13 protein-coding genes are annotated in these 12,156 nt (G+C 59.2%); 7 read left to right on the top strand and 6 right to left on the bottom strand.

The window, feature by feature from the left end; all coding sequences use genetic code 11:
- Window positions 1–12: 12 nt before the first annotated feature.
- Both EV660_RS07150 and EV660_RS07145 read right to left on the bottom strand, forming a co-directional pair.
- A complete protein-coding gene (locus EV660_RS07150; protein WP_071481007.1) occupies window positions 13–198 on the bottom strand; it encodes a hypothetical protein in 186 nt (61 codons plus the stop codon).
- Window positions 199–304: 106 nt separating this feature from the next.
- Window positions 305–1,552: a sarcosine oxidase subunit beta family protein gene (locus EV660_RS07145; RefSeq protein WP_071481006.1), complete on the bottom strand. Its 1,248-nt coding sequence runs from the start codon at window positions 1,550–1,552 to the stop codon at window positions 305–307.
- 215 nt (window positions 1,553–1,767) lie between these two features.
- On the opposite strand from EV660_RS07145, the gene ccmI reads away from it, so the two are divergent.
- From ccmI to EV660_RS07110, 7 genes are all read left to right on the top strand, one after another.
- Entirely contained in the window at window positions 1,768–3,033 is a 1,266-nt protein-coding gene (gene ccmI / locus EV660_RS07140; protein WP_071481005.1) for a c-type cytochrome biogenesis protein CcmI, read from the top strand.
- Window positions 3,033–3,515, top strand: coding sequence for a Holliday junction resolvase RuvX (gene ruvX / locus EV660_RS07135; RefSeq protein WP_071481004.1), 483 nt, complete (start codon window positions 3,033–3,035; stop codon window positions 3,513–3,515). Before ccmI ends, ruvX begins: the two co-directional genes overlap by 1 nt.
- Before the next feature lie 72 nt (window positions 3,516–3,587).
- Window positions 3,588–3,821, top strand: a complete 234-nt coding sequence (locus EV660_RS07130; protein ID WP_084634918.1) for a DUF1289 domain-containing protein — start codon at window positions 3,588–3,590, stop codon at window positions 3,819–3,821.
- Window positions 3,822–4,041: 220 nt separating this feature from the next.
- Entirely contained in the window at window positions 4,042–5,604 is a 1,563-nt protein-coding gene (locus tag EV660_RS07125; protein WP_071482172.1) for an ABC transporter substrate-binding protein, read from the top strand.
- An 83-nt stretch (window positions 5,605–5,687) separates the two neighbouring features.
- Window positions 5,688–6,641: an ABC transporter permease gene (locus tag EV660_RS07120; protein WP_071481003.1), complete on the top strand. Its 954-nt coding sequence runs from the start codon at window positions 5,688–5,690 to the stop codon at window positions 6,639–6,641.
- A 2-nt stretch (window positions 6,642–6,643) separates the two neighbouring features.
- Window positions 6,644–7,558, top strand: coding sequence for an ABC transporter permease (locus tag EV660_RS07115; RefSeq protein ID WP_084634916.1), 915 nt, complete (start codon window positions 6,644–6,646; stop codon window positions 7,556–7,558).
- Window positions 7,559–7,563: 5 nt separating this feature from the next.
- Window positions 7,564–9,180: an ABC transporter ATP-binding protein gene (locus EV660_RS07110; RefSeq protein ID WP_071481002.1), complete on the top strand. Its 1,617-nt coding sequence runs from the start codon at window positions 7,564–7,566 to the stop codon at window positions 9,178–9,180.
- 107 nt (window positions 9,181–9,287) lie between these two features.
- On the opposite strand, the gene EV660_RS07105 is transcribed toward EV660_RS07110, so the two are convergent.
- Genes EV660_RS07105 through tsaD form a run of 4 tightly spaced genes read right to left on the bottom strand, consistent with a single transcriptional unit; the run spans window position 9,288 to window position 12,076 of the window.
- Complete coding sequence (locus EV660_RS07105) at window positions 9,288–9,707, bottom strand: EVE domain-containing protein (RefSeq protein WP_071481001.1); 420 nt, start codon at window positions 9,705–9,707, stop codon at window positions 9,288–9,290.
- Window positions 9,707–9,982: a YciI family protein gene (locus EV660_RS07100; RefSeq protein WP_071481000.1), complete on the bottom strand. Its 276-nt coding sequence runs from the start codon at window positions 9,980–9,982 to the stop codon at window positions 9,707–9,709. The genes EV660_RS07105 and EV660_RS07100 overlap by 1 nt, the downstream gene beginning before the upstream one ends.
- A 13-nt stretch (window positions 9,983–9,995) precedes the next feature.
- Complete coding sequence (locus EV660_RS07095; protein ID WP_071480999.1) at window positions 9,996–10,946, bottom strand: NAD(P)H-dependent glycerol-3-phosphate dehydrogenase; 951 nt, start codon at window positions 10,944–10,946, stop codon at window positions 9,996–9,998.
- Window positions 10,943–12,076, bottom strand: coding sequence for a tRNA (adenosine(37)-N6)-threonylcarbamoyltransferase complex transferase subunit TsaD (gene tsaD, locus EV660_RS07090; RefSeq protein WP_071480998.1), 1,134 nt, complete (start codon window positions 12,074–12,076; stop codon window positions 10,943–10,945). The genes EV660_RS07095 and tsaD overlap by 4 nt, the downstream gene beginning before the upstream one ends.
- Window positions 12,077–12,156: the final 80 nt, after the last annotated feature.

Here is a 12,156-nt window from a genome sequence, read left to right as displayed (position 1 = left end):
CGCGCCTGCGAGTCAGTCAGTAAACACAATAAATGCAGGCGGGCGCGGGTCCACCAATGGACCGCCAAGGCCCCCATCGGCCTGTGCCCAGAATACGGCAACCAGCATGAGCGGCAGAACAAGCCCAAGGCCAAAACCTGCCAGTTTGTGCGGGCTTGCCTGTATCCGCGCGACGAATCTTTCGAGTGTGTTACGCATGATCCCTCCTGATGAGATATGAGGGGATGTATGCATGAATTTTTGAATTTCACCATAGGGCGACACCGTTTCTGGCAAGATTTTGCCGTTATTTCATGGGGCTGCGTCAATGCGCCACCCCTGCCGCCACCGACTCGTCGATAAAGCGGCCCTCGCGGAATCGGGTCATCGAAAATTCGGCGCTCAATGGTCCCGGCTCTCCCTTGGCGATCAGCTCTGCCGTGGCCCAGCCAGAGCCGGGAATGGCCTTGAACCCGCCGGTGCCCCAGCCGCAATTGATAAAGCAATTCCCCAGCGGTGTTTTTGAGATGATGGGCGAGCGGTCGCCGGTCATATCCACAATCCCGCCCCATTGGCGTAGCATTTTCAACCGCGAGATCATGGGGAAGGTTTCGACCAATGCGCGCACGGTTTCCTCGATATGGTGCCACGACCCGCGCTGCGTGTAGTTGTTGAACCCGTCCGCGCCACCACCAATGACCATCTCGCCCTTGTCGGATTGCGACATGTAACCATGCACCGTATTGGCCATCACGACCACATCCATGCAGGGCTTGATCGGTTCTGATACCAGCGCCTGAAGCGCCACGGATTCGACAGGCAGGCGAAAGCCCGCCATATCGGCCAGCGCACCCGAATGGCCCGCCACGACAATGCCCAGCTTCTTGCAGCCAATTCTGCCTTTGGTCGTATTCACAGCGCTGACCGTGCCATTTTCGGACTCGACGCCCGTGACCGCGCATTGCTCGATGATATGCATCCCCATATCAGAGCAGGCGCGCGCATAGCCCCAAGCCACCGCATCATGGCGCGCAGTGCCGCCGCGCGCTTGCCACAATGCCCCCAGCACAGGGTAGCGCGGGCCATTCAGATTGATGATCGGCACAAGCTTCTTGACCTCGGCGGGCTGGATGAAGCGTGTTTCAACCCCTTGCAGCGCATTTGCACGCTCGGTCCGCAGATAGCCGCGTTTTTCATGCTCGGTCTGGGCCAGCATCATGACGCCGCGGGGGCTGAACATGATATTGTAGTTCAATTCCTGCGACAGTGTTTCATACAGGCTGCGTGATTTCTCATAGATCGCCGCCGAAGGGTCTTGCAGATAGTTCGACCGGATGATCGTGGTGTTGCGCCCGGTATTTCCGCCGCCCAGCCAGCCTTTTTCAATGACCGCGACATTCTTGATCCCGAAGCGGCGACCCAGGTAATAGGCCGTGGCCAGCCCATGCCCGCCTGCGCCGACAATCACGACATCATAGTCTTGTTTCGGTTCGGGACTGGACCAAGCCTGTTTCCAGCCGCTCTGCTGGCGAAAGGCCTCTCTGGCGATGGCAAAGGCAGAATAACGTGTCATGCGCGGGCGACTCCTGCGTCAGGGCGGTGTGTGCTGTGTCGCCTACAGCAGAGCGCGGAAGTTTTCCAGAAGCGTCACTTGGGCGACGAAAACCGAAATTGCCCAAAGCTGCGACCTGCCGTCGCGGTTGCCCAAATGTGAGGGGCGCATGTGGGATTTCGGCTTTTGCGTCTGGGCAAGACAGGATAGAGAAGCGCTAACTGTCAGGAGGAAGAATGAGCTTTTTTGTTCAGAGCGCTGGTTTCTTTGTTATCGCGCTTTTGGTGGGCGTGATCTTGTTGCGCGCTATGTCGCGGGCGGGGCAGGCAGCAGCCGCTGACGGGACGGAACGCGCAATGCGCGTGTATCGCGATCAGATCACCGAGATTGAACATGATCTTGCGCGCGGAACCATTGACGAGGGAGAGGCAGAGCGTCTGCGCCTTGAGGTTTCGCGCCGTATTCTGGAACTGGATAAAAGTGACCGTGGCCGCCCGGTCGGTGGCCCTGCACCCAAGGCCATGCGAGCCATCGCCTTTGCGACCATCTTGGTTGCGGTAGCAGGCGGTGGTTTGTTGTATCTCAGTGTCGGCGCGCCGGGCTATTCCGACATGCCCCTGCTGGAGCGGCACGCCGAAGCCGCCGAGATCCGCCGCACCCGCGCGCGTCAGGCAGAGATGGAGGCAGAGTTCGCCGCCGCTTTTCCTGAGCCAGAAGATTTTCCGGGCCGTAGTGAATTGGAACCGATGGTCGAACAACTGCGGGAAGCATTAGTCTCTCGCCCGCTAGACGTGACCGGGTTCAGCCTTTTGGCGCAGAACGAGGCGCGCCTTGGCAATTACCGTGCCGCGATCGAAGCGCAGGTGCAGGTGATCGAACTGAGGGGTGATGCTGCAGGTGTCGAGGATTACGCCTATCTTCTCGATCTCATGGTGATCGCGACAGGTGGTTTCGTCTCGCCTGAGGCAGAGAGCATCATCGAGCAGATTTTGCAGCGCGATACGACGAATAACATCGCCCTCTACTACTCGGGTCGGATGTATGCGCAGACTGGGCGCCCCGATATGACATTCCGTGTCTGGCGCAGATTGCATGACCTAAGCCCCGGCGATGCGCCCTGGATGCCCGAGATCAGGGCAGCTCTTCCAGAACTTGCGCGCATCTCTGGTGAGCCTCGCTACCAGCTTCCGCCAAGGCCTGCACCTGCTGGTGCACGCGGTCCAGACGACATTGATCTGGAAGCCGCGCAGCAGATGCCGCCGGAAGAACGCGCACAAATGATTGAAGAGATGGTCGGGGGCCTGTCAGCACGGCTTGCCAATGACGGCGGCACTGCCGAGGAATGGGCACAATTGATCCGTGCATTAACTGTGCTGGAGCGGGATGAGCAGGCGGTCGCGATTCTGCAAGAGGCGCGCACGGTGTTTGCTGCGCGCGCAGAGGATCTTGCCCTGATAAATTCAGCCGCTGAAGAGGCTGGCCTTAGTGTTTCGGGCCCTTGATGGCGGTATTTGACCAGTTTGAAGACTTCGCCAGTATTCTGCCATCGGGGCAGGCGCTGGCGGGGCTTGATCTGGGGGAAAAGACCATCGGTATTGCCGTCTCTGACAGAATGCTGTCAGTCGCTTCTCCATTGCAGACCATCCGGCGCAGCAAGTTCAAGGCTGATGCCGTAGATTTGCTGAAAATTGTCACAGAACGCGACATCGCTGGGCTGGTGTTGGGCCTGCCGCGCAATATGGACGGCACGGAGGGGCCGCGCTGTCAGTCCACGCGCGCATTTGCGCGCAATCTTTCCAACTTGACCGACTTGCCAATCAGTTTCTGGGATGAGCGCTTGTCCACAGTTGCCGCCGAACGGGCGCTGCTAGAGGCGGACACTTCCCGGCGCAAGCGCGCAGAAGTTATTGACCATGTCGCGGCAGGGGTGATCTTGCAGGGCGCGCTAGACCGAATCGCTGTGATGCGTCGCAAGAATGCTTGATACAGTTGCTTTGCCCACTGGCAGAATGACGCCGGACGTCTATCTCTCTCGAAACCAAAGTGAGCAGGGTGCATGACTGACCAGATATGGAAACGACACGAGATTGAAAGCCCCTGCGTGAAAACCTGCATCATTCATCCTGAGGCGCGGCTGTGTGTCGGGTGTTTGCGATCAATCGACGAAATCACCCAATGGTCGCGCATGAGTCCCGACCAGCGCAGCCAGATCATGGCTGAACTTCCACAACGCAACAGCTTGTTAGCCAAGCGGCGCGGTGGGCGGGCAGGGCGTGCCGGTCGGGAATAAACCACCTCTGACAATTATTGATTGACCAATCAATCAACCCAAAGGGTTGACTGGCGCGCGACAGCGGTTAAACCTTGCGTCAGATACATCAAATCAGTTGTAATTCTGTTACAACCCCTCATGATAATCTGGGGAAGATGGGATCGCCACGGCCAATAAGCCGGGCATGATTGCGCCTTGGCCAAAGGCTTATGGCGACAATGAAAACAGGGAGACGAACATGAAAAACTTGACCAATCGTCATGGCGTGACGCGTCGTGGATTAATGCAAGGGGCTGCTGCCCTTGGGGCTGCGGGCCTTATTCTGCCTGCGGGCATGCGCAAGGCGCATGCAGAGCCGCAGCGCGGTGGCACATTCCGTATTGGCATTGGGCATGGCTCCAGCACGGACTCGCTTGATCCGGGGCTTTGGGACAACCTGTATGTGCAGGTCTTCGCGGCGTCGCGCCACAACCAGTTGATTGAGGTGAATAACGAAGGCCAGCTTGTTCCAGAGATTGCAGAAAGCTGGGACAGCACAGATGGCGCGACTTGGGTGTTCAAGATTCGCGAGGGCGTAACTTTCCATTCTGGAAAGACCGTTACACCGGAAGATGTGCTCGCATCACTCAATCACCACCGTGGAGAAGACGCGACCTCTGCGATCAAGACCTTCTTTGACCCGGTCACCGATATTCGGGTGGATGGTCAGAATGTCGTGGTCACACTGGACGCGCCGAATGGCGATTTCCCCTATCTGATGTCGGATTATCACCTTGCCATCATGCCCGGAACCGATGGCCGGATTGATCCCACCTCTTATGATGGCTGTGGCCCTTATGTGGTGGAAAGCTATGAGCCCGGCGTTCAAGCCAGCCTGACGCGCAATCCTGATTACTGGAAGTCCGACCGCGCGCATTTTGATCGTGTTGAAATCCTCTCGATCCTCGATTCCACGGCGCGGTTGAACGCTCTGATGACCGGCGGCGTTGATCTGATAGATCAGATTGATCCGGCGACCATCGGGATGCTGGAAGCACGCGGCACCGCGCGCATTCTGTCCATTCCAGGCAATGCGCATTATGTCTTTCCGATGGACAGCCGCGAAGCGCCGTTTTCCGACAATAACGTGCGGCTGGCATTGAAATATGCCATCGACCGCGAAGATATGGTCGATAAAATCCTTGGTGGGCACGGAGCTGTGTCCAATGACAACCCGATTGGCCCGGCAAACCGCTATTTCCACGCTGAAATGGAAGCCAAGACATTTGATCCCGACCGCGCGCGTTATCACCTGCGCGAGGCCGGCATGGACAGTCTAAACGTCACTTTGCATGTCGCAGATGCTGCCTTCTCCGGTGCGGTCGATGCAGGGGCGCTATTTGCTGAAACCGCGCGGCAATGCGGGATCAATATCGATCTGGTGCGTGAACCCAATGACGGCTACTGGGACAATGTCTGGATGCAGAAGCCCTTTGTTGCCAGCTATTGGGGCGGTCGCGCAGTCGAGGACCAGATGTTCACCACAGGCTACGCCTCGGGTTCAAGCTGGAATGACAGTTTCTGGGAACATGAGCGGTTTAACGAATTGCTGGTCAGGGCACGATCCGAGATTGACGAGGATCTGCGCCGTGAAATGTACCATGAAATGCAGCAGATCGTGTCATTTGAAGGGTCTGTGATCATTCCCATGAACAACAATTACGTCATGGCAACTGCGTTGAATGTGGCCACGCCAGAACGGATTTCGGCCAACTGGAACCTTGATGGGTTCCGTTGCGTGGAACGCTGGTGGTTCACCTGATCTGACAACACTCCCGGCCCACCACACGGGCCGGGGGGCTCGCCCCAATGCGGGCGCAACAAAAACAATCAAAGGGGGGGACAATGCACGCGGTCCTCAAGATGATTGCGCAGCGTCTTGCGCTAGGCGCGCTGACGCTGTTTGTGGTGTCTATCGTGATTTTTGGCGCGACCGAGTTGTTGCCGGGCGATCTGGCATCAGCGATCCTCGGGCAATCAGCTACGCCCGAAACACTGGCAGCCCTGCGCGCGCAGCTTGGCCTGAACGACCCTGCGCCTGTGCGCTATTGGGCTTGGCTGACAGGGGCCTTGCAGGGTGACTTCGGTGTCTCGCTTGCGACCCGCCGTCCCATTGCCGATATGATCGAGCAGCGCTTGGGCAATACGCTTTTCCTTGCCCTTTATGCAGCCGCGCTTGCAGTGCCGCTTGCGCTGGTGCTGGGAATACTGGCCGCGCTATGGCGCAACACGATCTTTGATCGTGTTGCCAATGCGGGTGCGCTGAGTGCGATTTCCTTTCCCGAATTTTTCGTCGCCTATATTCTGGTACTCTGGCTGGCGCAAAGCGGTTATTTTCCGTCAATGGTGCGCATCAGCCCGGCGAGCAGCCTTGCAGACAAGCTGTATATGAGCTTTCTGCCTGCGCTGACCCTGACCTTGGTCGTCACTGCCCATATGATGCGCATGACGCGCGCGGCGATCATCAATCTGATGGCCAGCCCCTATATCGAGATGGCGCGCCTGAAAGGGGCCTCTCCTCTGCGGATCGTTCTGCGCCATGCCCTGCCCAATGCGCTGGCCCCGATTATCAATGTGATCGCCCTTAATCTGGCCTATCTGATCACAGGCGTGGTCGTGGTCGAGGTGGTGTTTGTCTATCCCGGTCTTGGGCAATTGATGGTCGATTCGGTGGCCAAACGTGATATTGCGGTGGTGCAGGCCATCGCGCTGATTTTCGCGTCTGCCTATGTGTTGCTCAACCTCACGGCGGATGTGTTGTCCACATTGACCAATCCCCGCCTGATGAAGCGGGGTTAAGCATGTCATTGCCGGTTTTCCTGATCCTGTTTCTGCTTGGCAGTTTCACTTTGGCCTTCGTCTTTCGAGCAACTCTTTCACGCGCCTTGCCGCACAATCAAGCGATTGTCGCACGCGACATGCCTTTGACCGCTGCGTTTGGAATCATGGTTGTCGCCGTTTACCTGTTTGTTGCTGTCTTTGCCCCCCTCCTTGCACCATTTGCTGAGCGCGAGGTCGTGGGCGCGCAGTTTCAGCCTTGGGGCGGCGCGCATCTTCTGGGCACGGACCGGCTGGGGCGTGATATGCTGTCGCGGCTGATTTATGGTGCGCGCAACACTGTCGGCATTGCCTTTGCGACAACCGCGTTGGCCTTTGTCGTGGGGGCGTTTCTTGGCATCTGGGCGGCCCTGCGCGGCGGTTGGCTGGACCAGGTGCTGTCGCGCTTTGTCGATGCGTTAATGGCAATTCCCTCGCTGATCTTCGCTTTGCTGCTTCTGACAATCTTCGGCACCTCGGTGCTGACGCTGATCCTTGTCATTGCGGCAGTGGATGCAACCCGCGTCTATCGCATTTCGCGTTCGGTGGCGCAGGGGATCGTCGTGATGGATTATATCGAGGCCGCGCGTCTGCGGGGTGAAGGGTCATGGTACCTGATCCGGCGCGAGATATTGCCCAATGCGCTGGCACCGCTGGTTGCGGAATTCGGGCTGCGCTTCTGTTTCGTGTTTCTGACCATATCGTCGCTGTCTTTTCTGGGGCTGGGGATCAAACCGCCGATGGCTGATTGGGGCTCTATGGTGCGCGACAATGCCACGCTGATCACCTTTGGCGACATCACGCCGCTTCTGCCCGCTGGCGCAATTGCCCTGCTGACCGTCGCGGTAAATTTTGTGGTCGATTGGCAGTTGCACCGCGCATCCGGCCTGAAGGAGTGAGTTGCATGACCGACACCCCGCTGTTGAGCATTCGTGATTTGCATATCGAGGGCCGCGCCGGAGAGGCTTGGTTGCCCATCATCAAGGGTGTGGACCTTACCCTTCACCGTGGCGAGGTTCTGGGGCTGATTGGCGAATCCGGGGCAGGAAAATCGACACTGGGACTGGCCGCGATGGGCTATGCGCGCGATGGCTGTCGCATTTCCGGGGGTGAGATTGTTTTTGACGGGATTGACCTGCGCAGCGCCTCAGAGCGGAGGAAGCGCAGCCTGCGTGGACGCCGCATCGCCTATGTCGCGCAATCGGCAGCCGCCAGTTTCAACCCGGCGCATAAGCTGATCGATCAATACGCCGAGGCCCCGCTGTTTCATGAGGTCATGACCCGCGCGCAGGCGCAGTCAGACGCGGTCAAACTCTATGACAAGATGCGCCTGCCAAACCCGGCCGAGATCGGTTTTCGCTATCCGCATCAGGTGTCAGGCGGGCAGTTGCAGCGCGCAATGACAGCAATGGCAATGGCTTGCCGTCCTGACCTGATCATCTTTGACGAACCCACAACTGCCTTGGATGTGACCACCCAGATCGAGGTTCTGGCCGCCATTCGTGACATCGTGCGCCAGTTTGATACAGCGGCGATATACATCACCCATGATCTGGCGGTGGTGGCGCAGATGGCGGACCGCATCAAGATCCTTCTTCGTGGGGAGCAGGTCGAAGAAGCCGATACCCGCACCATGCTGGCCGCCCCGCGCGCAGCCTATACAAAAAGCCTCTGGGCTGTGCGCAGCTTCGCGCGCGCCCTGCAGCCTCCGGCCACCGATGCGCCCATCGTTTCGGTTCGCGGGGTCACTGCTGCTTACGGGAAAACACCCGTTTTGCACAATGTCAGCTTTGATATCCACGCAGGCCGCACAGTGGCTGTGGTGGGTGAAAGCGGGTCGGGAAAATCAACCACCGCACGCGTGATCACCGGGCTACTTCCTCCAACGGCGGGTGAGGTGCTTCTGGATGGCAAGGCATTGCCCCCTGATTATCGTGCCCGTAGCCGTGCACAATTGCGCCAATGCCAGATGATCTATCAGATGGCCGATACTGCGCTCAACCCGAAGCTCCCGCTGCGCGAGATCATCGGACGGCCCGCCGAGATGTATCTGGGGCTGAAAGGGCGAGCGCTGCGCGAACGGGTACGCGCGCTTCTTGATATGATCGAGCTGGAACCGGACGCTTATATCGACCGCCTGCCCGGAGAGTTATCGGGGGGGCAGAAACAACGCATCGGGATTGCCCGCGCGCTGGCCGCCGATCCGCAAGTTGTCATCTGCGACGAGGTGACATCGGCGCTTGACCAGATCGTGCAGGAAGGGATTTTGCGCTTGCTGGACAAACTTCAAGGCGAGCTTGGGCTGGCTTATATGTTCATTACCCATGATCTGGCCACAGTGCGCGCCATTGCCGATGACGTGGTGGTCATGCAGCATGGCGCGATTGTCGAGCAGGGCGCGAAAGCGCAAGTATTTGCCCCGCCGCATGCGCCCTATACCGAACTTCTGTTGTCATCCGTGCCCGAAATGCATCCTGACTGGCTCAGCAATCTGCTTGCCGCGCGCCAGTCTCAGACCTGACTGCGTCTGCGCTTTCATCCTTGCTCAAATATCCGCAGGGTTTCTCAAGGGGGGTGCACCCCCCTTGAGGCAGGGGGCGTAGGGGGACGGCAGTCCCCCAATCCCCTTCAGGGATCAATCCCGCCCATGTCACAGATAATCGCCCATTGCGCTTGCGTGACTGGCTGCACCGACAGCCGAGAGGTCTTGACCAGCGCCATGTCGCTCAGGCGCGGGTCGGCTTTACACATCTGCAAGGTGACCGGGCGCAAAAGGGGTTTTACCGCCTTCACATCGACACAGTCCCAGCGCGGGTCATCTGTGGTGGAATCCGGGTGCGACAGGGCAATCACCTCGCAGACCCCGACCACAGCCTTGTCTTTCTGGCTGTGATAGAAGAATGCCCGGTCCCCCAGTGCCATGTCGCGCATGTTGTTGCGGGCCTGATAGTTGCGCACCCCGTCCCATTCCTCGCCCGCATCGCCCTTTGCAACAAGGTCATCCCAACTGAATGCATCCGGCTCTGATTTCATCAGCCAGTAGCGCATCAGCCGATCACCTTTTTCCATTCCTGCACGCGCACGGCTTCAAACAGTCCGGCGAGTGCGTAGGGATCCTGCGCGCCCCACTGTTTGGCGGCCTCAATGTCAGGCACATCCAGCACGATCAGCGAACCGGCCATCTCGCCTGCATCATCCAGAAGCGGGCCTGCCTGCGCGACGCAGCCCGTCTGCGCGACATAGGACAGATGCGCCTCGCGGGTGGTCTTGCGCAATTCCAGCGCGCCGGGTTTGTCAGTGCACAGCATCATGTAAAGTGGCATTCAGGCAGTCCTTTCATTCATCAGTCAAAGGGCGGGCCAGAAGCGCGGCCAGCGCTTCTGGCAGGGTAATCAATCCCTCGACAAGCGCCGCGACCATGCGCGTTACAGGCATGTCGAGGCTGCGCGACTTTGCCAGTTTTGCAACTGCGCGTGCGGTGGCCGCGCCTTCGACTGTCGTTGTGCTGTCAAATGCTGCGCCCTGTCCCAAAGCCATCCCGTAGCGGAAATTACGCGATTTCTCAGAGCCACAGGTCAGGATAAGATCGCCAAGCCCAGACAGTCCGGCCAGGGTGTCTGGCTGTGCGCCAAGGCTCAGCGCAAGCCGCTGCATTTCGGCATAGCCCCGCGCCATCAGTGCCGCGCGTGCAGATTCGCCCAGTCCAGCCCCTATCGTGACGCCTGCCGCAATTGCGATTACATTTTTCAATGCGCCACCCAGTTCCGCCCCGATCACATCTGAATTGCGATACAGCCGTAAATTCGGGGTAGACAGCTGTTCCTGCAGCTCCATGCCCAACTCTGCTTCGTCACAGGCTAGCGTCAGCGCGGTTGGCAGTCCACGCGCAATGTCATCGGCAAAGCTCGGGCCGGTCAGGAGGGCGACATGTGCACTCGGCAGAACCGAGCGTATAACCCCCACCGGGCCGATCATCAGGTCCAGGTCAATGCCTTTGGAGCAGGCGATCAGACGGCGTTCGAGAAAACACTCGCCATGTGCCTCCAGAAAAGGGCGGGTCTGTTGCATGGGTATAGCCAGCAGCACTGTCTCGGCATTCACTTGCGCAAGATCGCTGGTGACTTTCACGCCATCGGGCAGCGGTACACCGGGCAGTTTTGCCGCGTTCTCACGTTGGTGCTGAAGGCTGTCGGCCTGTGCAGGGTCGCGACACCATAGCGTTGCATCGCCCAAGGCGCAGGCCAGCGCCGTGCCAAAGGCACCTGCGCCCAAGATTGCCACGCTCATGCCTTTGCTCCTTTCTTGCCCGATCCGATGAGAGGCTTCGCTTCCGTGTCCAATGGCCAGCGTGGGCGGGCCACAAAATCCTGTGGCGCGGTCTTGCCAGCGCGGATCTGTTCGATCCCGGCCCATGCGATCATTGCGGCATTGTCTGTGCACAGGGCAAGTGGTGGCGCCAGAAATTGCACGCCTGCGTCTTGCGCCGCCTTCTGCAGAACCGCGCGCAGTGTCTGGTTGGCCGCAACCCCGCCCGCAACGGCAAGTGTCGGCTGAGCCGGGCTCAGGTCCATATACAAAGCAATCGCGCGTCGTGCTTTGCCCGCAAGCAGGTCGGCCACAGAGGCCTGAAAGCTGGCGCATAGATCTGCGCGATCCTGTTCGCGCAATCCGCCATGTTCGGCAACAAGCGCATCGCGCGTGCGCAGCACGGCGGTTTTCAGGCCAGAGAAAGACATATCGCAGCCCGGTCTGTCCAGCAAAGGGCGCGGCAAGGCAAAGCGTGCGCTGTCACCATTCTGCGCGGCGGTTTCAACGCTTGGGCCACCGGGTTGAGGCAGGGCCAGTAATTTGGCGACCTTGTCAAAGGCTTCGCCGGGCGCGTCGTCGATCGTGCCGCCAAGGCGCGTAAAGGAGTCGGCGCCTTTGACCAGCAGGAACTGACAATGCCCGCCTGACACCAGCAGCATCAGGTAAGGAAATGGCGTCGCATCTGTCAGTCGCGGTGTCAGGGCATGGCCCGCCAGATGATTTACCCCCAGAAGTGGCAGGCCGGTCGCGGTGGCAATCCCGCGCGCCAGCATGACACCCGACAGAACGCCGCCAATCAGGCCCGGCCCTGCGGTGACCGCCACTGCATCCAGATCGGTCAGCGTGACACAGGCCTCAGCAAGCGCTTCCTCCACTGCGAGGTCCAGTTTTTCGGCATGTGCGCGCGCGGCGATTTCCGGGACAACACCGCCAAAATCCGCATGCAAGTCTGTCTGCCCCCATACCACATTCGACAGTATTGCGGGCGCCGCAGCCGGCGCATGACGGATCACCGCAGCAGCCGTATCATCGCAACTGCTTTCGATCCCCAGCACGGTCAGTGTTGTGGATTCGAGGGCAGGGGTCTTGTTCAGGGTGGCCAACGTCATTCCGACTCCGGTTGCCATTGCAGGCCAATTCCAGCTACCACTGGTGCATCTGGGGCACAATCCCATGCTGCCCAAACCCA

Origin of the sequence: Roseinatronobacter bogoriensis DSM 18756 (assembly GCF_004366635.1) — a bacterium.
GTDB classification, from domain to species: Bacteria; Pseudomonadota; Alphaproteobacteria; order Rhodobacterales; family Rhodobacteraceae; genus Roseinatronobacter; species Roseinatronobacter bogoriensis.
The sequence above is the reverse complement of the archived record's forward strand: the minus strand, read 5'-3'. Positions and strand labels throughout refer to the sequence as shown.

What these genes read in the sequence shown, in the direction of transcription:
- EV660_RS07100 (WP_071481000.1), bottom strand. Translation starts at nt 9,982, where the DNA reads ATGCCACTTTACATGATGCTGTGCACTGACAAACCCGGCGCGCTGGAA.
- EV660_RS07150 (WP_071481007.1), bottom strand. Translation starts at nt 198, where the DNA reads ATGCGTAACACACTCGAAAGATTCGTCGCGCGGATACAGGCAAGCCCG.
- EV660_RS07130 (WP_084634918.1), top strand. Translation starts at nt 3,588, where the DNA reads ATGACTGACCAGATATGGAAACGACACGAGATTGAAAGCCCCTGCGTG.
- EV660_RS07110 (WP_071481002.1), top strand. Translation starts at nt 7,564, where the DNA reads ATGACCGACACCCCGCTGTTGAGCATTCGTGATTTGCATATCGAGGGC.
- EV660_RS07095 (WP_071480999.1), bottom strand. Translation starts at nt 10,946, where the DNA reads ATGAGCGTGGCAATCTTGGGCGCAGGTGCCTTTGGCACGGCGCTGGCC.
- ccmI (WP_071481005.1), top strand. Translation starts at nt 1,768, where the DNA reads ATGAGCTTTTTTGTTCAGAGCGCTGGTTTCTTTGTTATCGCGCTTTTG.
- EV660_RS07120 (WP_071481003.1), top strand. Translation starts at nt 5,688, where the DNA reads ATGCACGCGGTCCTCAAGATGATTGCGCAGCGTCTTGCGCTAGGCGCG.
- tsaD (WP_071480998.1), bottom strand. Translation starts at nt 12,076, where the DNA reads ATGACGTTGGCCACCCTGAACAAGACCCCTGCCCTCGAATCCACAACA.
- EV660_RS07125 (WP_071482172.1), top strand. Translation starts at nt 4,042, where the DNA reads ATGAAAAACTTGACCAATCGTCATGGCGTGACGCGTCGTGGATTAATG.
- EV660_RS07105 (WP_071481001.1), bottom strand. Translation starts at nt 9,707, where the DNA reads ATGCGCTACTGGCTGATGAAATCAGAGCCGGATGCATTCAGTTGGGAT.
- ruvX (WP_071481004.1), top strand. Translation starts at nt 3,033, where the DNA reads ATGGCGGTATTTGACCAGTTTGAAGACTTCGCCAGTATTCTGCCATCG.
- EV660_RS07145 (WP_071481006.1), bottom strand. Translation starts at nt 1,552, where the DNA reads ATGACACGTTATTCTGCCTTTGCCATCGCCAGAGAGGCCTTTCGCCAG.
- EV660_RS07115 (WP_084634916.1), top strand. Translation starts at nt 6,644, where the DNA reads ATGTCATTGCCGGTTTTCCTGATCCTGTTTCTGCTTGGCAGTTTCACT.